22 protein-coding genes and 6 tRNA genes are annotated in these 19,963 nt (G+C 64.9%); 22 read left to right on the forward strand and 6 right to left on the reverse strand.

The window, feature by feature from the left end:
- Positions 1–8: 8 nt before the first annotated feature.
- The 6 genes from mrdA to ABC728_RS20200 all read left to right on the forward strand — a co-directional run bounded on the left by mrdA (position 9) and on the right by ABC728_RS20200 (position 4,604).
- The gene (mrdA, locus tag ABC728_RS20175; protein WP_416617617.1) at positions 9–1,940 is read left to right on the forward strand and encodes a penicillin-binding protein 2; all 1,932 of its coding nucleotides are present in this window, start codon (positions 9–11) and stop codon (positions 1,938–1,940) included.
- A complete protein-coding gene (gene rodA, locus ABC728_RS20180; RefSeq protein ID WP_416617616.1) occupies positions 1,937–3,088 on the forward strand; it encodes a rod shape-determining protein RodA in 1,152 nt (383 codons plus the stop codon). The genes mrdA and rodA overlap by 4 nt, the downstream gene beginning before the upstream one ends.
- Before the next feature lie 181 nt (positions 3,089–3,269).
- A tRNA-Lys gene (locus ABC728_RS20185) sits at positions 3,270–3,345 on the forward strand.
- 28 nt (positions 3,346–3,373) lie between these two features.
- Positions 3,374–3,449 (forward strand) — tRNA-Lys (locus ABC728_RS20190).
- Positions 3,450–3,601: 152 nt separating this feature from the next.
- Positions 3,602–3,979, forward strand: a complete 378-nt coding sequence (locus ABC728_RS20195) for a DUF6491 family protein (RefSeq protein WP_416617615.1) — start codon at positions 3,602–3,604, stop codon at positions 3,977–3,979.
- A 1-nt stretch (position 3,980) separates the two neighbouring features.
- Entirely contained in the window at positions 3,981–4,604 is a 624-nt protein-coding gene (locus ABC728_RS20200) for a tyrosine phosphatase family protein (RefSeq protein ID WP_416617614.1), read from the forward strand.
- Here ABC728_RS20200 and ABC728_RS20205 read toward each other — a convergent pair.
- The 4 genes from ABC728_RS20205 to ABC728_RS20220 all read right to left on the reverse strand — a co-directional run bounded on the left by ABC728_RS20205 (position 4,587) and on the right by ABC728_RS20220 (position 8,362).
- Positions 4,587–5,300 (reverse strand): HdaA/DnaA family protein, encoded by a 714-nt coding sequence (locus tag ABC728_RS20205; RefSeq protein ID WP_416617613.1) that lies wholly within the window; start codon positions 5,298–5,300, stop codon positions 4,587–4,589. The two genes, ABC728_RS20200 and ABC728_RS20205, sit on opposite strands and share 18 nt — an antisense overlap.
- Before the next feature lie 30 nt (positions 5,301–5,330).
- The gene (locus tag ABC728_RS20210; RefSeq protein WP_416617612.1) at positions 5,331–6,503 is read right to left on the reverse strand and encodes an AI-2E family transporter; all 1,173 of its coding nucleotides are present in this window, start codon (positions 6,501–6,503) and stop codon (positions 5,331–5,333) included.
- The gene (locus tag ABC728_RS20215; protein ID WP_416617611.1) at positions 6,500–7,114 is read right to left on the reverse strand and encodes a CDP-alcohol phosphatidyltransferase family protein; all 615 of its coding nucleotides are present in this window, start codon (positions 7,112–7,114) and stop codon (positions 6,500–6,502) included. The genes ABC728_RS20210 and ABC728_RS20215 overlap by 4 nt, the downstream gene beginning before the upstream one ends.
- A 90-nt stretch (positions 7,115–7,204) precedes the next feature.
- On the reverse strand, positions 7,205–8,362 hold the full coding sequence (locus ABC728_RS20220) for a DUF2066 domain-containing protein (protein ID WP_416617610.1): 1,158 nt from the start codon (positions 8,360–8,362) through the stop codon (positions 7,205–7,207).
- 105 nt (positions 8,363–8,467) lie between these two features.
- Between ABC728_RS20220 and purM the strand changes: the two genes are divergently transcribed.
- Both purM and purN read left to right on the forward strand, forming a co-directional pair.
- Positions 8,468–9,526 (forward strand): phosphoribosylformylglycinamidine cyclo-ligase, encoded by a 1,059-nt coding sequence (gene purM, locus ABC728_RS20225; protein ID WP_416617609.1) that lies wholly within the window; start codon positions 8,468–8,470, stop codon positions 9,524–9,526.
- On the forward strand, positions 9,523–10,170 hold the full coding sequence (gene purN / locus ABC728_RS20230) for a phosphoribosylglycinamide formyltransferase (RefSeq protein ID WP_416617608.1): 648 nt from the start codon (positions 9,523–9,525) through the stop codon (positions 10,168–10,170). Before purM ends, purN begins: the two co-directional genes overlap by 4 nt.
- 77 nt (positions 10,171–10,247) lie before the next feature.
- On the opposite strand, the gene ABC728_RS20235 is transcribed toward purN, so the two are convergent.
- Positions 10,248–10,463 carry a hypothetical protein gene (locus ABC728_RS20235; RefSeq protein WP_416617607.1) on the reverse strand — a complete coding sequence of 72 codons (216 nt, stop codon included), beginning with the start codon at positions 10,461–10,463 and terminating at the stop codon, positions 10,248–10,250.
- Positions 10,439–10,804 (reverse strand): PadR family transcriptional regulator, encoded by a 366-nt coding sequence (locus ABC728_RS20240; protein WP_416617606.1) that lies wholly within the window; start codon positions 10,802–10,804, stop codon positions 10,439–10,441. Before ABC728_RS20240 ends, ABC728_RS20235 begins: the two co-directional genes overlap by 25 nt.
- 123 nt (positions 10,805–10,927) lie before the next feature.
- Between ABC728_RS20240 and ABC728_RS20245 the strand changes: the two genes are divergently transcribed.
- From ABC728_RS20245 to nuoE, 14 genes are all read left to right on the forward strand, one after another.
- Complete coding sequence (locus ABC728_RS20245) at positions 10,928–11,419, forward strand: GNAT family N-acetyltransferase (RefSeq protein ID WP_416617605.1); 492 nt, start codon at positions 10,928–10,930, stop codon at positions 11,417–11,419.
- Between the two features lie 93 nt (positions 11,420–11,512).
- Positions 11,513–11,737, forward strand: a complete 225-nt coding sequence (locus ABC728_RS20250; protein WP_416617604.1) for a hypothetical protein — start codon at positions 11,513–11,515, stop codon at positions 11,735–11,737.
- Positions 11,738–12,055: 318 nt separating this feature from the next.
- Positions 12,056–14,464, forward strand: a complete 2,409-nt coding sequence (lon, locus tag ABC728_RS20255) for an endopeptidase La (protein ID WP_445376474.1) — start codon at positions 12,056–12,058, stop codon at positions 14,462–14,464.
- A 144-nt stretch (positions 14,465–14,608) separates the two neighbouring features.
- Entirely contained in the window at positions 14,609–14,881 is a 273-nt protein-coding gene (locus ABC728_RS20260; RefSeq protein WP_416617602.1) for an HU family DNA-binding protein, read from the forward strand.
- Between the two features lie 168 nt (positions 14,882–15,049).
- Positions 15,050–15,124: transfer RNA gene (locus ABC728_RS20265), tRNA-Val, on the forward strand.
- Between the two features lie 138 nt (positions 15,125–15,262).
- A complete protein-coding gene (locus ABC728_RS20270; RefSeq protein WP_416617601.1) occupies positions 15,263–15,496 on the forward strand; it encodes a hypothetical protein in 234 nt (77 codons plus the stop codon).
- A gap of 137 nt (positions 15,497–15,633) precedes the next feature.
- Positions 15,634–15,710, forward strand: a tRNA-Asp gene (locus ABC728_RS20275).
- A gap of 49 nt (positions 15,711–15,759) precedes the next feature.
- Positions 15,760–15,836, forward strand: a tRNA-Asp gene (locus ABC728_RS20280).
- 53 nt (positions 15,837–15,889) lie between these two features.
- Positions 15,890–15,966 (forward strand) — tRNA-Asp (locus ABC728_RS20285).
- 461 nt (positions 15,967–16,427) lie between these two features.
- Positions 16,428–16,796: an NADH-quinone oxidoreductase subunit A gene (locus tag ABC728_RS20290; protein ID WP_416617641.1), complete on the forward strand. Its 369-nt coding sequence runs from the start codon at positions 16,428–16,430 to the stop codon at positions 16,794–16,796.
- Positions 16,797–16,827: 31 nt separating this feature from the next.
- The gene (locus ABC728_RS20295; protein ID WP_416617600.1) at positions 16,828–17,379 is read left to right on the forward strand and encodes a NuoB/complex I 20 kDa subunit family protein; all 552 of its coding nucleotides are present in this window, start codon (positions 16,828–16,830) and stop codon (positions 17,377–17,379) included.
- Between the two features lie 32 nt (positions 17,380–17,411).
- Positions 17,412–18,053 (forward strand): NADH-quinone oxidoreductase subunit C, encoded by a 642-nt coding sequence (locus tag ABC728_RS20300; protein ID WP_416617599.1) that lies wholly within the window; start codon positions 17,412–17,414, stop codon positions 18,051–18,053.
- A 105-nt stretch (positions 18,054–18,158) separates the two neighbouring features.
- Positions 18,159–19,313, forward strand: coding sequence for an NADH-quinone oxidoreductase subunit D (locus ABC728_RS20305; RefSeq protein ID WP_416617640.1), 1,155 nt, complete (start codon positions 18,159–18,161; stop codon positions 19,311–19,313).
- Complete coding sequence (gene nuoE, locus ABC728_RS20310) at positions 19,310–19,954, forward strand: NADH-quinone oxidoreductase subunit NuoE (protein ID WP_416617598.1); 645 nt, start codon at positions 19,310–19,312, stop codon at positions 19,952–19,954. Before ABC728_RS20305 ends, nuoE begins: the two co-directional genes overlap by 4 nt.
- Positions 19,955–19,963: the final 9 nt, after the last annotated feature.

Raw genomic sequence — 19,963 nt, forward strand, 5'->3', positions numbered from 1 at the left:
GAGGGCAGATGTCCGCCTATGATCGGGATGCCGAGCGTCAGCGCATGCTGGGCCGCCGCACGCTGGTGCTGGGCGGGATGCAGGCGGCGGCCGTCAGTGCGCTGGTGGCGCGGCTCTACTATCTCCAGATCGTGGAAAGCGACCGCTACACGATGCTGGCGGAGGATAACCGCATCTCGCTCCGGCTGCTGGCGCCGCCGCGCGGCATGATCACGGACCGGTTCGGCGTGCCCCTGGCCGTCAACGAGCAGAATTTCAGCGTCGTCATCGTGGCGGAGCGGGCCGGCGATGTGCAGCAGATCCTGGATGAGGTGGGAAAGCTGGTTCCCCTGACCGAAGGGGATGAGCGCCGCATCCAGCGCGACATCCAGCGATCCCGTTCCTTCGCCCAGATCACCTTGAAGGAGAACCTGACCTGGGACCAGATGGCCGCTATCGAGGTGAACCTGCCCGATCTGCCGGGCGTTTCCATCGATGTCGGCCAAGTGCGCGCCTATCCGTTCGGGGAGGCCATGTCGCATGTCCTGGGATATGTCGGGGCGGCGTCGGAGAAGGATGTCGAGGGCTCGCGCGATCCGCTGCTGACCCTGCCGGGTTTCAAGGTGGGCAAGGGAGGCATCGAGCGGCAATACGACCAGGCCCTGCGTGGCGTGGCCGGGAGCCGGCAGCTGGAGGTGAACGCCGTCGGCCGCGTCATCCGCGAATTGTCGCGCGATCCGGGCCAGCCGGGGCGCGAGGTGACCCTGACCATCGACGCCAAGCTCCAGCATTACATGCATCAGCGCCTGTCGGCGGAGCAGAGCGCGGCCGCGGTTGTGATGGACGTGCATACGGGCGGCATCCATGCGCTGTGTTCCAGCCCCAGCTTCGATCCCAACCAGTTCGCCCGCGGTATCGGCTATGATGCCTATCAGGCACTGCTGAACGACGAGCGCACGCCGCTGATCAACAAGGCCATCGCGGGGCAATATCCGCCGGGTTCCACCTTCAAGATGCTGACGGCGCTGGCGGCCCTGGAATCCGGCATCGTGAACGGTGATCACCGGGTATACTGCTCCGGGCATATGGAATTGGGCAGCCACCGGTTCCATTGCTGGCGGCGCGGCGGGCACGGCAGCATGGACATGGTGAACGCCCTGGCCCAGAGCTGTGACGTCTATTTCTATGATATCGCCCAGCGCATCGGCATGGACCGGATCGCCGACATGGCCCGCCGTTTCGGCCTGGGCAGCCGCGTCGGGCTGGAACTGCCGGGTGAACGGCCGGGCCTGATCCCCGACCCCCGGTGGAAGCGGCAGACCCTGAAGCAGCCCTGGCACCAGGGTGAAACCCTGATCGCCAGCATGGGCCAGGGCTATGTCCTGACCACGCCGCTGCAGCTTGCCGTGATGACGGCCCGGCTGGCCAGCGGACGGGCCGTGCAGCCCCATGTCACCAAATCCGTGGAAGACCAGTTCACGGAAACGACGGAATGGCCGCGCATCGACGTGAAGCCGGAAAATCTCGCCCTCGTCCTGAAAGGGATGAACGCCGTGTCCAACACACCGTCCGGCACGGGCTATCGGGGCCGCATCACGGTGCCGGGCATGGAACTGGCCGGCAAGTCGGGCAGCGCGCAGGTGCGCCGCATCTCCATGGCGGAGCGCAGTTCGGGCGTGCGGCGGAACGAGGACCTGCCCTGGCGGGAACGCGACCACGCCTTGTTCGTCGCCTATGCGCCCGCCCACGCGCCCCGCTATGCCTGTTCGGTCATCGTCGAACATGGCGGCGGCGGGGGTGCCGTAGCGGCCCCCATCGCGCGTGATATCCTGTTGGAATGCCAGATGCTGGACGCCGCACGCGCCACGGTGGCACAGCAGCCCGTCTCGGGCAGCGAGACGGGGCATGAACCGGCATTACCGGACCCGGACAGCGGGAACACGCAGGAGGGCGCGCCATGAGCCTGGAAGTCGGCGGTGACGGCGCCACCCTTTCCTTTACCGAGAAGCTGGGCCAGATCCCGTGGAGCCTGGTGTTCCTGGTCACCGCCGTGGCCTCCGTCGGTTTCGCCATGCTCTATTCGGCGGCCAATGGCAACCTGGACCCATGGGCATCGCGCCAGATTGCGCGGTTTGGCGTGGGGCTGGGGGCGATGCTGTTCATCGCCATGATCGACATCCGTGTCTGGATGAAGATGACCTATCCGCTCTATGGCATGGTGCTGCTTCTGCTGATCGCGGTGGACCTGTTCGGCTCCGTGGGCAAGGGCGCCCAGCGCTGGGTCGACCTTGGCTTCGTGCAGCTTCAGCCGTCCGAGATCATGAAGATCACGCTGGTCATGGCGCTGGCCCGCTATTTCCATGGCGCCTCGCTTGAAGATACGGGCCGCATCCCTTTCCTGCTGATCCCGCTGGCCATCGTGGGGGCGCCTGTGGCGCTGGTGCTGGCCCAGCCCAATCTGGGCACCTCGCTCATGCTGGTCATGGCGTCGGGCGCCATGTTCTTCCTGTCGGGTGTGCGGCTGTGGAAATTCGGGCTGATCATCGGGGCGGTGCTGATCGCGGTGCCGCTGACCTGGCAGTTCGTGCTGCATGATTACCAGCGCGACCGGGTGGAGACTTTTCTGGACCCCGACAGCGACCCGCTGGGCACGGGCTATCACATCACCCAGTCCAAGATCGCCTTCGGATCGGGTGGCCTGACGGGCAAGGGCTTCCTTCAGGGCACGCAGAGCCATTTGAATTTCCTGCCGGAAAAGCAGACCGACTTCATCTTCACCATGCTGGCGGAGGAGTTCGGGCTGGTCGGCAGCGTGTCGTTCCTGTTCCTTTACTGCATGCTGCTGCTGTTCGGCTTCGTCATCGCCAACCGATGCCGGCATCAGTTCGGGCGGTTGCTCGCCCTGGGATTGACGGTCAACCTGTTCCTTTATCTTTTCATCAATGTGGCGATGATCATGGGGCTGATCCCCGTGGTTGGCGTGCCGCTGCCGCTCATCTCCTATGGCGGCACGGCGACATTGGCGGTGATGGTGGGGTTCGGCCTGTTGATGTCGGTCCACATCCACCGTGATGTGCGCATGTCGCGCCGCGGGTTGGGCGATCTTTGACCCATCGCCGGCAGGCCGGCGGCGGGTCGCAGCGGCATGCCGGCATCGCAAGGCTCGGTCCCGGCAAAAAAACGCAGCCACGCCTATCAAACCTGTCGACAAGGGGGCGGGCCTTTGCTAAACAGCGCGCCTCGCCAGGGTGAACGCCCCGGCGGGCCCGCGAAGAAGCGGATTGTGGATTGGGCGCATAGCTCAGATGGTAGAGCAGCTGACTCTTAATCAGCGGGTCCAAGGTTCGAGTCCTTGTGCGCCCACCAATCCACCCGGTTCCTTCGCCCGAAGGTTGGGCGCATAGCTCAGATGGTAGAGCAGCTGACTCTTAATCAGCGGGTCCAAGGTTCGAGTCCTTGTGCGCCCACCAACCTTCCTCTCCCGTCCTGAAAGAAGATGAACAGCGTGTTGTTCGGCCGACGCACGCGACACACAGGGCCGCCTTCCTCCCGGGGCTCTTGATGGCGGCCGATCCCGGCGCTACCTTTCCGCCAGGGGCGCCTTGGAATGGAGGGACGCGGAATGAAGCGTCAAATCTTGGCCGTGCTGTTCCTGCTGATGGCCAGCCCCGCCTGGTCTGCGGACGACCCCGCTGCCCCCGCCACATCCCCCACCACGTCCGCCCGCGACATCTGCATCGATAATGGCCGTATCAACGGCTGGTCGGTGGAAGACAGCCGCACCATCATCGTCACCCAGGGTGCCAGCCGCCGCTTCCGCATCGAACTGGGGGTCGGCGCGGTGGCCGCCGGTCTTGGCACCCAAACGGAGATCGCCTTCCTGGCGCGCCCGGACGGGCAGCTTTGCTCCGGCTGGGGCAAGGTCCTGGCCGATGGCCAGCGCATTCCCATCCTGTCCATCACCCGGCTGGTGGAAACGCCGGCCGCCGAGGAGAAGTGATTTGTCCGTCGAAAGTTTCGTGCCTTTCCGTCTGACCGTCTGCGGGATCGAGGAACTGCCCTCCCACGCGACGGCAGGGGTTACGCATCTCGTCTCCATCCTGGACCCCAGTCGGGATGCGCTGTCAGCCTTCGACAGTTTTGCCCCGCATACCCGCATTGACCTGCGTTTCGACGATATCGTGGAAGACCTGCCGAAGCGTGTAGCGCCCGTGGCCGCGCACCTGGAACAGGTGCTGGATTTCGGTCGCCGCATCCAGGACGTGGCCGGAGCCGGTGACCATCTGCTGGTTCATTGCCATATGGGTGTATCGCGGTCCACCGCGGCCATGGCGCTGATCCTGGCCCAGGCCCGGCCCGACCGTCCCCCCGGAGAGGCGCTGGCCGAGGTGGTGCGCATCCGGCCCCAGGCCTGGCCCAACCTGCGCATGCTGGAGATCGGCGGCGATATGCTGGGCTGCCGGGCGGAATTGCTGGAGGCGCTGCGTGAGATCTATGCCCGCCAGGCGGCGGGCAAGCCGGAATGGATGCGCTTCCTGAACGAGAACCATCGCAGCCGCGAAGTGGCCCATTTTACCCGCGCCGATCTTCCGGACCAGGCCTGTGGTTCAGGCGGCAGGGCCTGAACCGTCGCGGTCCTCGCCCAGCACCTGCCGGCAGAAACGGACCGTGATGGGCTTCTTGGCGGCCAGTGCCGCATGATCCAATGCGGCCACCACGCGCCGCGCATTGGCGAAGCTGCGCTCGGTCCGGGTCAGCAGCCAGTCGATGACATCCTCGCCCACGCGGATCTGCCGGTCAGCGAACAGCTTCACCAGCACGGCCATCAGCAGCGAATCATCCGGTGCCGCCATGCCGACCGCCGGGGCGGCCAGCAGGCGGGACCGCAGGTCCGGCAGGCGGATGACCCAGTTGACGGGGGCATTGTCGGCCAGCAGCAGCAGATGGCCCCCCATTTCCTTGCTGAGATTATAGAGGTGGAACAGGGCCCGCTCCAGCGCGGGGTCGCCGGCCACCGCCTGCGCATTGTCCAGCACGGCCGTGCGGGTGGGGCGCAGCAGGTCGGGCAAATCCTCCTCGCCGCGCAAATCCTCCACCGACAGCAGGTTGGCCCGCGCCCGGGCCCGCCAGATCTGGGCCAGATGGCTCTTGCCGCACCCGGACGGCCCGAACAGAACCAGTGCGGGCGACGGCCAGTCGGGCCAGGCGTCCAGCCAGGCGACGGCGTCATGATTGCCGGGGGCGACCAGGAAGTCGTCCTCGCCCATGGCCGACCGGTGGCCCAGATCCAGTGGCAATTGCCGGGAGGGTACGTTTGTCACGATGGCCCTCCTTTCCGAAAGGGGCTGGGATCAGGGTGGGGGATGCAGGTCGGCTACGTTCTGCCGCTGCTCCGCCCCCTCCGCGGCTGGATGGGATAGCAGCGGATCGGGCGGCAAGTCGAGTGGCTTCGGCACGGGCCCGCCGCCATACCCACGGTAGAGGCTGCTTTCCATATATTGCTTCAGCGCGAAACGCGCCAGCACGCCGATCACGGCCGCCACCGGCACGGCCAGCAGCACGCCGACGAATCCGAACAGGGCCCCGCCCGCCATCAGGGCGAAGATCACCCAGACAGGATGCAGCCCGACCTTGTCGCCCACCAGCTTGGGCGTCAGGATGTTTCCTTCCACCGCCTGGCCGAAGATGAAGATGCCGGCCACCAGCAGCACGCGCCAGAACTCGTCGAACTGGAACAGGGCGATACCGACGCTGGCGGCGAAGCCGACCAGCGAGCCCACGAAGGGGATGAAGGACAGGATGCCCGACACCATGCCGATCACCAGTCCGAAACTGAGGCCCGCTATGGTCAGCGCCACGGCGTAGAAGGCCCCCAGCACAAGGCAGACCGTGGCCTGCCCGCGCACGAATCCGGCCAGGGTCGCGTCAACGGCGCGGGCCTGCTCGCGGATGGTCGCAGCGTAATGGCGGGGCAGCCAGTCGTTGATCGTGGCGATCAGCCGGTCCCAGTCGCGCAGCAGATAGAAGGCCACGATGGGCATGATGAACAGCATGGTCAGTACATCGACGATGGCGATGCCGCGGCTGACCAGATTGCGCAGCATGTCCGCGGTCCAGCTTACGGCCGTGCCGGCATAGCCGCCCGCTGCGTCGCGCAGCTTCTCCATGTCGGCTGGCGACAGCCGCTGCATGAAGCGCTGGATCATGGGCATCACCTCGCGCTTGGCCCAGGCGATCCATTCCGGTGCCATCTGGACCAGTTGCACGACCTGGTTCTGCAGCAGCGGCAGCAGCAGCAGGAAGGCCAGGACCAGGACCAGGGTGAAGCCGGACAGGACCACCGTCGTGGCGGCCCAGCGTGGCATCCCCTGTTCTTCCAACCGGTCGGTCACCGGGTCCAGCAGATAGGCGATCGCCATGCCGGCCACAAACGGTGCCAGCATGGACCGCAGCAACCAGACAATGGCGATGAAGATAACGAACCCCCAGGCCCAAAATCGCCAATGCCGGTTGGCACGGGTCATGCTGCCTCCCCTTTGTCCTCATCCATGATTGCCGCCGGCCCCGGCCGGCGCAGAAAGGCCAGCAGGAGAGAGACGGCGGCCAGCGCCACCACCAGCATTTCCAGCGGGAACAGGAAGGCATCGAATCCGAAGCCCGGCCCCTGGATCAGCAGGATCAGCAGGACCAGCAGGTCCAAAGCCACAATGTTAACGTGGAAGAGCCAGCGCGGTTCCCGTATCCAGGGCAGATTGCCCGCCGACTCCGGCAGCTTCTGCCCCAGCAGCAGCACAAGCTCGCGCAGCAGCACGGGGATCAGCACCCAATAGGGTATGAGGTTGGCCGAGGCCAGCACGATCAGCGCCAGGAGAGGCACGAGCCGGTCGGCCAGCCCGTCCAGGGCCGCACCGATACGGGTGCGCGTCTTGAAGACCAGTGCCGCGAATCCTTCCAGCAGGGCGCCCAGCCCGATCAGCAGCAGCAGCCAGAAGGCCAGCGTCATGTGACCGGCGTGTATCAGCCAGGCCAGCAGGAAGGCACCGGCCAGCCGGCCGGCCGTGATGCCCATCGTCATGCGGCGCAGCCGGTCCAGCGTCGGGTCGGACACAACCGTTTCAGAAAGGGGATCGGACATGGCACCTCAACACCACCGGGGACATGATGGCAGTATGGGGCTTTCCCGTTGGATCACAATGGCCTTGGCGCCGCCGCCCCTTGCACGCGGTCAGCGGGCCAGGCGCAGGGCCGGTCCTTCCGGCCCGTCCTCCAGCAGCAGGTCGCGTTGGGCCAGGGCGGTACGCAACTGTTCCAGCCCGCCCTTGTGGCGCAGGTCCAGGCTGGCACCCTCGCGCGACAGGCTGACCACCGTGGCGCGCGTGATGATGGGCAGGCTGGCCAGCCGCTTGCGGGTTTCCAGCCAGCCCTCGCGGTCGGTGAAGCTGACGGTCACCGTCATCCCGCTTTCGGTGCCCGCCTGGATCACGGATGCCGCGGTCCAGCGTTCCTCCAGCCGGTGGGTCACCGCTTCCACGGCGGCACGCAGGGTGGGGTCGACGGTCAATGGGGCGGCGGCCTCTGCCTGTCCGGTATCAACCAGCCCGGATGGTGCCGTTCCCGCAGGGTCTCCGGCAACCGGGCTTTGTGTCAGGGTGAAATGTTCCGGTGCGCCGCCCATGGGATGCAGGGCGACATTGATGGTCAAACCCTGCGCGGGGCTGCCGGTGGCGACCACCACGGCCGCCTCGCCCGCCCCGTATCGCTCCGCAATGCGGCGCAGGGCCTCCCCATCGCCCGACAATGCCTGGTCGACGCCGATATCGGCCACGTCGGGCGCCTCGCCATAGGGTACGATGACGGGAACCAGCCCGCCCTGCGGTGCCAGATCGGCCCAGGCCTGTCGCCAGGCCGTCTCCGCCTGCCACAGCACGGGCGCATCCCCCGTCTGGTCGACGGGGATGACCAGCACGGGCTTGGACATCACCTCCGCATAGGCCACGCCATGGACACGCATGAAGTCGCGCACGGCGACGGGATTGAAGCGGATGGCCAGCCGGCCGACATACCGGGTGGCGGAGGTTCGTTCCTCCTGCACCTCGAAGCTGCCGACCATGCGGTCGATGCTGTCGGCCGGCACATCGCCCAGTCCGGCACGGGTGCCGTCCACGGTCAGCCGGTCGAACAGCAGGTTGAACGCCTTGCGCTGCGCTTCCCGCACGCCCTGATCGCGGGCCGCGGCAGGGGATGCGGCGGCGATATCCACGCTCACGTCGCGCACGGTGAACAGATCGTTGCCCCCCTGTGCTGCGGCGGGCAGGGCAAGGCCGGCGGCCAGCAGGACGGCGGACAGGCTTTTGCGCAGGGCGGGGGTGCGGAGGACCGGCATTGCCATGATTTCCGATGTTGCTATGTTCGGCGCCAACTTCGAGGTCGGGTGGCATCCCCTTCTACCCCACCCGTGCGCCGTTACGCCAGCAGCGAGGATCAGGGCATGAGCAGCAGCTATTCCTACCGGGATGCCGGTGTCGATATCGATGCGGGCAATGCGCTGGTCGATGCCATCAAGCCCCTGGCCAAATCCACGGCCCGCGCCGGCTCCGATGCCGGGCTGGGTGGGTTCGGCGCCTTGTTCGACCTGCGCGCGGCCGGCTTCCACGATCCGCTGCTGGTATCCACCACCGATGGCGTGGGGACCAAGCTGAAGGTGGCGATCGACGCCAACCGCCACGACACGGTCGGGATCGATCTGGTGGCCATGTGCGTCAACGATCTGGTCGTGCAGGGGGCGGAACCGCTGCTGTTCCTGGATTATTACGCCACGGGCAAGCTGGACGTGGCCGCCGGCCGCGCCATCGTCGCCGGTATCGCCGAGGGATGCCGCCAGGCCGGCTGTGCCCTGGTGGGCGGGGAGACGGCGGAAATGCCCGGCATGTATGCCGAGGGTGATTATGATCTGGCCGGCTTCTCCGTGGGGGCGGTTGAACGCTCGCAGGTGCTGGTCGGCGACAAGGTGAAGGAAGGTGACGTGGTGCTGGGCCTGGCCTCCACCGGTGTCCATTCCAACGGCTATTCCCTGGTGCGCAAGCTGGTGGGCGTCTCGGGCCTGACCTATGACAGCGTCTGCCCCTGGGATGGCGCACGCACGCTGGGTGAGGCGCTGCTGACCCCGACCCGTATCTATGTGAAGCCCGTGCTGGCCGCCGTGCGTGCCGGTACGGTCAATGCGCTGGCCCATATCACGGGCGGCGGCCTGATCGAGAATATTCCCCGCGTCCTGCCCGACGGGCTGGGCGTGGACCTGGATGCGGCGTCCTGGGACCTGCCGTCCGTGTTCGCCTGGTTGATGACGACGGGCAATGTGGAAGCGGCCGAGATGGCCCGCACCTTCAATTGCGGCATCGGCATGGTGGTGGTGGTGCCGGCTGACAAGGCTGACGATGCCACCCGCATCCTGTCCGAGGGCGGCGAAACCGTGAAGCGTATCGGCCATGTCGTGAGCCGCGCCGATGGTCACCGCGTTACCATCCAGGGGCTGGAGCGCTGGTCGTGAAGCTGCGGCTGGGCGTTCTGATCTCTGGCCGGGGCAGCAACCTGCAGGCCCTGATCGACGCCGCCCGGGATCAGGACTTCCCGGCGGAGGTGGCGCTCGTCATTTCCAACAAGGCCGACGCCCCGGGGCTGGAGCGGGCACGGGCGGCCGGCATTCCGGCCATCGTGCTGAAGCCGCGCGACTATGCCGACAAGCCGTCGCATGAGGCCGCCATGACGGAAGCGCTGGACGCGGCCGGCGTCGGCCTTGTCTGTCTGGCGGGCTATATGCGGCTGCTTTCCCCCTGGTTCGTGGCGCGCTGGCATGACCGGCTGATCAATATCCATCCGTCGCTGCTGCCGGCCTTTCCCGGTCTGGACACCCATGCCAGGGCCATCGCCACCGGTGTCCGCTTCCATGGCTGCACGGTCCATTTCGTCCGGGTGGAAATGGATGAGGGGCCCATCCTGGTCCAGGCTGCCGTGCCGGTCGCCGATGATGATACACCCGATACCCTGGCCGCCCGCGTGCTGGTGCAGGAACATCGGGCCTATCCGCTGGCTGTGCGCCTGATCGCCGAGGGGCGCGTGGGCGTGCAGGGCAACCGGGTCGCGGTGCGCGGCGCCGGACTGGCGTCCGCGATGATCGGCCCGGCCATCCCCTGAAACAGCAAACGGGTCGCATGCGCCGATGCCGGTGCATGCGACAAGTCCCGTCTTCGGTCCGTGACCCGGATCATTCCTCAGGCCGGTGCCATGTCCATCCGGGCGATCTGCTGCCGCACCGCCTGCCGGCGGTCGCTGCGCAGCCCCTGGGTCGTGAACTCCCCGGGCGTCCGGCTGCTTTCGGTCAGATCGCCCAGCACGGTCTCGCGGGAGGCCGGTGGCAACAGGACCCGCAGCAGGCCGCCGACCAGTCCCGGCGGCTGTTGGTTCACGCGATGGCGCTGGCCTTCCATATTCCCTCTCCCCATTCCTGTTCGATGACATCGCAGATGCGCTTGGCGGTCGTGACCGCTTCCCTCAAGGCTTGCTCGCCGGCGGCCTCCAGCAGGAAGCAGCGCTTGGCGCGCCCACCCCGTTCCGGCGTGGGGTTGGACATCCATGACCTGACCAGGCCCTTGTCCTCCATCCGGTCCAGCGTGGCATAGACGGCACCCAGCGCCACCTTGCGTGGTCGCGACAGTTCTTCCACCCGCGCATGGATGGTGACGCCATAGGCCGTCTCCCCCAGGCTCAGCACGGCGGTGAGAACGATCTGCTCGAACTGTCCGAGGGTGGGGTTGGGTGCGGTTTTCATTATCCATACCATGTATGAGATATGTTGCATACGGTGTAGGAGAAATCATCATCCGTCAAGGACCGATTGCGAGGCCCCTGGGGCCCGTGGCATGGACAATCCGGTGGAAACCCGGGAGCCCCCATGATGTCCGTCCCCCTGGTCCGGCCGGCCCGACCCGCCGATCACCTGTTCATCCATGCGCAGGCTGGCCGGCTGGCCGGTGTGGCCGACCTGCCTTGGCGCAGCGCAGGGGAGGTGATGCGTTTTCAGCAGGCTTTCATGCATGAGGTGCTGGATGCGCCCAAGCCCGGAGCCGTCACCCTGGTTGCCGAAGGGACCGGTGAGGTCGGGGGAGCCAGAGGAGAATGTCTGGGCTTTGTCCATGCCGAGCCGATGGCGGACCTCTTCACCGGCAAGGTGGCGGCCTATATCCCGCTTCTGGCCGTCACGCCGGCGGCGGAGGGGCAGGGGGTGGCACAGGCCCTGATGGCGGCCGTGGAAGGGTGGGCCCGGGCGCAGGGGTACGAAAGCCTGTCGCTGGACGTGTTCGCCAGCAACCGCCGTGGCCGGGCCTTCTATGCCCGGATGGGCTATGGGGAGGAGAGCCTTCGCCTGGTCAAGGACATTCGGTAGCACCCCCCAACCGTTCACAAGCCCTTGTCAACGGCCCCGGCTGCCCTTAAACCGTTGCCAGGATTCCAAACGTCTCGTTTCGGGGAGAAGAACATGGCCGGCAATCACGGTCCCGCGGTGGTCAGCGACAAGCTTGTGAAGGAACATGCCGAGGGCTGGCATGCCTTCACCCGCTTCACCACGATCAGCATCATCCTTGTCACGCTGTTCCTGCTGATGCTGATGCTGCATTTCTTCATCGGCTGGGGCTACGCCATGCTGTTCATGGTGCTGGGCTATTTCGTGACGGCCATCATGGCGATGCTGGGCAAGGTATGATGCTGGCGGCCGGGTTCGCCGGCCGCTGACAAAGGGGTGTGCTGCGGGGGCTTGCGGGTCCGCCGGGGCGTGTCCGAACCGCTGTGGAGGAAGGGCCGCCGGCTTTGCGCCGGGCGGCCCTTTTCTTTTCGGCGGGGCCGGGGGAACCGGCCTTGATATGCACCTTTGCGTGGTTGAGCCCCTTGAAGGGGGGGTACTGCTGTGCCACGTTAACATCGATACCGTCGCCGGCCGTTTATTCCCCGTGCCCATCTGGGGCGGGCGGCCGGACCAGCGCCCCCGGGGCTGGCGGTCCAGAGATAGTAGAAGGCAGATAAGATGCTGGACATCCCCCGTGGTGTTCTCTACCCGGTCCTCCCGCTGAGAGACATCGTCGTCTTCCCCCATATGATCGTCCCGCTGTTCGTCGGCCGTGAGAAATCCGTCCGTGCGCTGGAAGACGTCATGAAGGATGACAAGCAGATCCTGCTGGTCACCCAGAAGAACGCCTCGCAGGATGATCCCAGCCCGGCCGACATTTTCTCCGTCGGCACGATCGGCACTGTGCTGCAGCTTCTGAAGCTGCCTGACGGGACGGTCAAGGTGCTGGTGGAAGGTGGCAAGCGCGCCGTCATCACCAAGTTCGGCGACAACGAGGAATTCTTCCAGGCCTATGCCGAACTGATCGACGAGAAGACGGGCGAGCCGCAGGAGCTGGAAGCGCTGTCGCGCGCCGCCGTGTCGCAGTTCGAGCAATATATCAAGCTGAACAAGAAAATCCCGCCCGAGGTGCTGGTCTCCATCAACCAGATCGAGGAGCCGGGCAAGCTGGCCGATACCATCGCCAGCCATCTCCAGCTCAAGATCCCCGAAAAGCAGCAGCTCCTGGAAACGCCGTCGGTGGCAGAGCGGCTGGAGCGGGTCTATGCCTTCATGGAAGGCGAGATCGGTGTGCTTCAGGTGGAAAAGCGTATCCGCAACCGCGTGAAGCGCCAGATGGAGAAGACCCAGCGCGAGTACTATCTGAATGAGCAGATGAAGGCCATCCAGAAGGAACTGGGCGAGGGCGAGGACGGCAAGGACGAGGTGGCGGAGATCGAAGAGAAGATCGCCAAGACCAAGTTCAGCAAGGAAGCCCGCGAAAAGGCCCAGGCCGAGGTCAAGAAGCTGCGTACCATGAGCCCGATGAGCGCCGAGGCGACCGTCGTGCGCAACTATCTGGACTGGATGCTGTCGATTCCGTGGAAGAAGCGGTCCAAGGTCAAGAAGGATATCAAGGGTGCGGAAATCATCCTGAACGCCGACCATCATGGCCTGGAAAAGGTCAAGGAACGCATCCTGGAATATCTGGCCGTGCAGCAGCGCATGGACAAGGTGAAGGGACCGATCCTCTGCCTGGTCGGCCCGCCGGGGGTGGGCAAGACCTCGCTGGGCAAGTCCATTGCCAAGGCCACAGGCCGCAATTTCGTGCGCATGTCGCTGGGCGGCGTGCGGGACGAGGCGGAGGTGCGCGGCCATCGCCGGACCTATATCGGCTCCATGCCGGGCAAGATCGTCCAGGGGATGAAGAAGGCCAAGACCTCCAACCCCCTCTTCCTGCTGGACGAGATCGACAAGCTGGGTGCCGACTGGCGCGGCGACCCGTCGTCGGCCCTGCTGGAGGTGCTGGACCCGGAGCAGAACAGCACGTTCAACGACCATTACCTGGAGGTCGATTACGACCTGTCCGATGTGATGTTCGTTTGCACGGCCAATTCCCTGCGCATGCCGCAGCCGCTGCTGGACCGTATGGAGATCATCCGCCTGTCGGGCTACACCGAGGATGAGAAGGTGGAGATCGCCAAGCGCCACCTGATCGCCAAGCAGGTGTCCGACCATGGGCTGAAGGCCGGGGAGTTCAGCATCACCGACGAGGCCCTGCGCGACCTGATCCGCTACTACACGCGGGAGGCCGGGGTGCGTTCGCTGGAGCGCGAACTGGCCAATCTGGCGCGCAAGGCCATCAAGGAGATCCTGATGAAGGGTCTCGACAAGGTGAAGGTGACGCCCAAGAATTTGGAAAAGTTCGCCGGCGTGCGGCGCTTCCGATTTGGTGAAGCCGAGCTGGAGGATCAGGTCGGTGCGACCACGGGTCTGGCCTGGACTGAGGTTGGCGGTGAGATTCTGACCATCGAGGCGGTGATGCTGCGCGGCAAGGGCCGTATCCAGACCACCGGCAAGCTGGGCGACGTGATGAAGGAGTTGGTGCAGGCGGCCGAAAGCTATGTGAAGGCCAACGCGCTGCGCTTCGGCATCAAACCCACCCTGTTCGAAAAGCGCGACATCCACGTTCATGTGCCGGAGGGGGCGACCCCGAAGGACGGTCCGTCGGCCGGCGTGGCCATGATCACCACCATCGTTTCCGTCCTGACGGGGATCGCGGTGGCCAAGGACATCGCCATGACGGGTGAGATCACGCTGCGCGGCAAGGTCCTGCCCATCGGTGGCCTGAAGGAAAAGCTGCTGGCCGCCTTGCGGGCGGGAATCAAGCGCGTGCTGATTCCCAAGGACAATGAGAAGGATCTGGCCGAAATCCCCGATAATGTCAAAAAGGGTCTGACCATCATCCCGGTTTCAACCGTAGATGAGGTCATTGCCAATGCCTTGGTCACGGCACCGGTCGGAATCGACTGGTCGGAGCCCGAAGAAGTGGCCCAGGTGCCCGGAAAAGCTGGGGATGACGACCGGGATGGCGTGATTCGGCATTGAAGTGCGGCGGGAAATCGTGTGAATTGATTTCCCGCTGCCCCCCTTGCAATTCCGGGCGTCGGCAGCGGATTACCAATCCTGAGATTGCCTGGAATCTCTTTCCGGCATGTGCAACCGTTACTCTCTTGACGAGGGGGGCCTTAAGTGAACAAGAACGATCTCGTTGCCGTGGTCGCCGAAGCGGCTGGTTTGTCCAAGGCGGACGCGAATAAGGCCGTGGATGCGGTCTTCGATGGGATCACCGGCGCGCTGCAGAAGGGCGACGAAGTGCGGTTGGTCGGTTTCGGCACTTTCGCGGTCGCTGAGCGCGCCGCTTCCGAAGGCCGCAACCCCCGCACCGGTGAGAAGATTGCCATCGCGGCCAGCAAGCAGCCGAAGTTCAAGCCCGGCAAGGGCCTGAAGGACGCGCTGAACTGAGCGTGCGCCAAGGGTAGCACCCGGCATCGACCGGGTGACCCGATGGAAGTTCAAGAACGGGCGGTTCGCAAGGGCCGCCCGTTCTTTTTCTGCCGGTACGCGGTTGCCGGCATTTCCTTGTTGATTCTGCCGCATCCGGCGCTATTGTCGCCGGCGATCGGATCGATCGGGCGGTTAGCTCAGAGGTAGAGCTTCGGTTTTACACACCGCAGGTCGGGGGTTCGACTCCCTCACCGCCCACCACCGCCGCAACCGGCGGCACCCTTTCCCTGCAAAAAATGCCCGTGATCGTTAGGCAGCGCCTGTGCGCGCATGCCCGTGCCGGCTATACTGTGTGCCGGACGGGTCCTTCCGTCCGTGGACCGGAAAGGAAAGCGCCGCGTGACCGATTCCGTCGATCCCGCCGACCGCCGACTGGGCGATCGCATCCTGGCCGCGCTGGAACTGGCTGCCGACCAGCAGGAACTGGAAATTGCTGAACTGTTGTGGAACGCGCTGGAACTGACCCTGTCGCGCTATGGCGGGGCTGGCGCGCTGGAAAAACGCGAACCCCCCTTTGCCCTGGACGCGGTGCTGGACAAGCTGATCGACCTGCGCCGGACCAAGGCGACATGAGCGATGCGCCGGCATCGCCCGTCATCGTCGGGAAGAGGACATTTCATGTTTGACAAGGTGGGCGGGGTCGAATATACACCCGCCCACCTCAGCGGCGGCGGGGCCCGGAACGGTCGCGGCGCTGGTTTGGAAAGTTTGCGGGTGTAGCTCAGTTGGTTAGAGCGCCGGCCTGTCACGCCGGAGGCCGCGGGTTCAAGTCCCGTCACTCGCGCCACTTTCCGAAGAGGTTCTGGATCGGCCTGACAACTGGTCCTGTGTTCTGTGCGGGTGTAGCTCAGTTGGTTAGAGCGCCGGCCTGTCACGCCGGAGGCCGCGGGTTCAAGTCCCGTCACTCGCGCCACCCTTCAATGGTGGCAACGTCCGGTAAGAGGACGTAAAATCCTCCCACCCTGCGCGGGTGTAGCTCAGTTGGTTAGAGCGCCGGCCTGTCACGCCGGAGGCCGCGGGTTCAAGTCCCGTCACTCGCGCCACTTTCCCTGGCCTCGCCCGTTGTCGGCAAACGATCTTCGTGCCCCCGACCAACGTCCGGGGCTTTTGAAATTCCCGTGAATGATTTGTTTTAAAAACAGTATTTCCCAGCCGGGATTTGCTGTTTTTCGCATTTCCACAGCGCCGCCGGCAAGGCCGTGCGCCTGGCTCCTTCAGTAATCGCGGCAACGCATTGCTGCTTTGCCGCGATGCACCAATCAGCGGAAGCCCGGGCATTTCCATGCAGTTGAGAATGTTTCTCAGGCCCAAAATTGACGTAATTCGCTTTCCTTCCGGCGGGGACGGGGCCTATATTCCCGTGGGCTACGGGGTACCCCCTGGAAGCCTTCCTGGTCCATGAACCGCTCGCGGTTGCGACATATGCTCATCGGCCCGATCCATCGGTCCGATGATTTCCTATGGCGCGGCCCCGGGCTGAACCGGTGTGACGATGCCCGATCCGATGTCCAACCCGCTGCTGGTGCAGTATCTGCCCATCCTGGTTTTCCTGGCGATCGCCACCGTGGTTGCCGGCGCCATGATCGCCGCCTCCCTGGTGGTTGGAAAGCAGAACCCGGATACCGAGAAGCTGTCGGCCTATGAGTGCGGCTTCGAGGCGTTCGAGGATGCGCGCTCCAAGTTCGATGTGCGCTTCTATCTCGTGGCGATCCTGTTCATCATCTTCGACCTGGAAGTAGCCTTCCTGTTCCCCTGGGCCGTGGCCCTGGGCGATATCGGTCTTTTCGGTTTCTGGTCGATGATGGTGTTCCTGGGCATCCTGACCATCGGCTTCATTTACGAATGGAAGAAGGGTGCGCTGGAATGGGAGTGATCCCGCCGGCCAACCTGGGAGCGACAGCGCCATGAGCAGCAACCTGGTCACCACCAATACGAGCCCCCTGCCGCCGGGTCCGGCGCAGGAGGCCTATCTCAACGCGGTCACGGCCGAACTGAACGACAAGGGTTTCCTGGTCGCCAAGTACGAAGACCTGCTGAACTGGGCGCGCACCGGCTCGCTCTGGCCGATGACCTTTGGTCTGGCCTGCTGCGCAGTGGAGATGATCCACGCCTATATGGCGCGGTACGACCTGGACCGGTTCGGTGTGATCCCGCGCCCCAGCCCCCGTCAGTCCGACGTCATGATCGTGGCCGGCACGCTCTGCAACAAGATGGCCCCCGCGCTGCGCAAGGTCTATGACCAGATGGCGGAGCCGCGCTGGGTCATTTCCATGGGCAGCTGCGCCAATGGCGGCGGCTATTACCATTATTCCTATTCGGTGGTGCGCGGCTGTGACCGCATCGTGCCCGTCGATATCTACGTGCCCGGTTGCCCGCCGACGGCGGAGGCGCTGGTCTATGGCATTCTGCAATTGCAGAAGAAGATCAAGGGCGGTAACCGCCTGATCCGCGCCTGACGCTGGAACTAGGGGAAAGAGGACGCTTTAGGATGAGCGACGAGGCCCTCAAGGAACTCGGTGACTATATTGGCAACGCCCTGGGTGCGGCCGTCCTGGAGACGGTGGTGGCCCATGGCGAACTGTCCGTGACCCTGGCCCGCGATGCCCTTTACCGGGGCATCCAGTTCCTGCGTGACGATTCGACCACCCGCTGCGAGATGCTGGCCGATATTGCCGGCGTCGATTATCCCGCAAGGGCGGAACGGTTCGAGGTCGTCTATAATCTGCTGTCGGTGAAGCACAATCATCGCGTCCGTGTGAAGGTCGCCACCGACGAGGATACGCCCGTCGCCTCCATCGTCGGCCTCTACCCCGTGGCCGGCTGGTTCGAGCGTGAGGCCTGGGATCTCTATGGCATTTTCTTTGCCGACAATCCTGACCTGCGCCGCATCCTGACCGACTATGGTTTCGAGGGGCACCCGCTGCGCAAGGACTTCCCCCTGACCGGCTTCGTGGAACTGCGCTATGACGCCGAGCAGCGGCGCGTGGTGTATGAGCCCGTGAAGCTGACGCAGGATTTCCGCAGCTTCGACTTCCTGTCGCCCTGGGAGGGCATGACGGATGTCCAGTTGCCGGGCGACGAGAAGGCCGTTATCCCCCTGGCGGCACCGACCGCCTTGGGCAAGCGTTAAGGGGAGCCTGCAACCATGGCTACGACCAATGTCGCGACCCAGAGTGGCCTGACCGTGAACACCGCGCCGGCCAATCCGGCCGAGGTGCAGATCAAGCCGTTGACCATGAATTTCGGTCCCCAGCATCCGGCCGCGCATGGCGTGCTGCGCCTGGTGATGGAGATGGATGGCGAGATCGTGGAGCGGGCCGATCCGCATATCGGCCTGCTGCATCGCGGCACCGAGAAGCTGATCGAGTACAAGACCTATACCCAGGCCACGCCCTATTTCGACCGGCTGGACTATGTTTCACCGATGTCGATGGAGCATACCTGGGTGCTGGCGGTGGAGAAACTGCTGGGCATCACACCGCCCAAGCGTGGCCAATATATCCGTGTGCTCTACGCGGAAATCACCCGCGTGCTGAACCATCTGCTGAACCTCACGACCTTCGCGCTGGATGTCGGTGCCATCACGCCCGCCCTCTGGGGCTTCGAGGAGCGTGAGAAGCTGATGGAGTTCTATGAGCGGGTGTCGGGTGCCCGCATGCACGCCAACTATTTCCGGCCTGGTGGCGTCAACCTGGACCTGCCCGCCGGGCTGGCCGACGATATCTACGCCTATATCGAGACCTTCCCGAAATTCATGTCGGACCTGGAAGGCCTTTTGTCCGAGAACCGCGTGTTCAAGCAGCGCACGGTCGATATCGGTGTCGTCTCCGCGGCCGACGCGCTGGCCTGGGGTTTCACCGGCCCCATGCTGCGCGGCTCCAACGTGGCCTGGGACCTGCGCAAGGCGCAGCCCTATGACAGCTACGAGGAGTTCGAGTTCGACATCCCCGTCGGCCTGACGGGTGATTGCTATGCCCGCTATCTGGTCCGGATGGAGGAGATGAAGCAGTCCATCTCCATCATCCGTCAGGCGCTTGACAAGCTGTCCCGTACCACCGGCCCCGTGAAGGTGGATGACCGCAAGGTGACCCCTCCTTCCCGCGGGGAGATGAAGCGCTCGATGGAAGCGCTGATCCACCATTTCAAGCTTTATACCGAAGGCTACCACGTGCCAGCCGGCGAGACCTATACGGCGACGGAATCGCCGAAGGGCGAACTGGGCGTCTATCTGGTGGCCGACGGGACCAACCGCCCGTATCGCTGCAAGATCCGCCCGACCGGCTTCTCGCACCTGCAGGCGATGGATTTCATGTCCAAGGGTCACATGCTCGCCGACGCCGTGGCGATCATCGGTTCCATGGACATCGTGTTCGGAGAGATCGATCGATGAGTGCCGCCCATCATTCCGGCCCCGCGGTGGCGGAGCCGACCAGCTTCGAGTTCACGGACGAGAATCTCGAACTGGCCAAGCGCATCATCGCCAAGTATCCCGAAGGCCGCCGGCAGAGCGCGGTGATGCCGCTGCTTGATCTGGCACAGCGCCAGAATGGCGGCTGGCTGCCCAAGGTGGCCATCGATTATGTCGCGACCTTCCTGGACATTGCCCCCATCCGCGCCATGGAAGTGGCCAGCTTCTACACGATGTACAATCTGAAGCCGGTGGGTAAGCATTTCGTCCAGGTCTGCACCACCACGCCCTGCTGGCTGCGGGGATCGGACGAGGTGCTGCACGCCTGTGAGAGCAAGCTGGGCATCAAGCCGGGCCAGACGACGCAGGACGGGCAGTTCACCGTGATCGAGGTGGAATGCCTGGGCGCCTGCGTGAACGCGCCCATGATGCAGATCGGCGATGATTTCTACGAGGATCTGACGGCCGAGACGACAGGCAAAATCCTGGACGCGCTGGCCCGTGGTGAAAAGCCGGAAGGGGGGCCGCAGAACGGCCGCATCCGGTCCTGCCCCATCGGCGGGCCGACCACGCTGACGGAATCGGCCACCAGGGCGGGCGTGAAGCCCGCTGGCCAGGCTTGAGCGGGGGGT

Source organism: Niveispirillum fermenti (assembly GCF_052474395.1).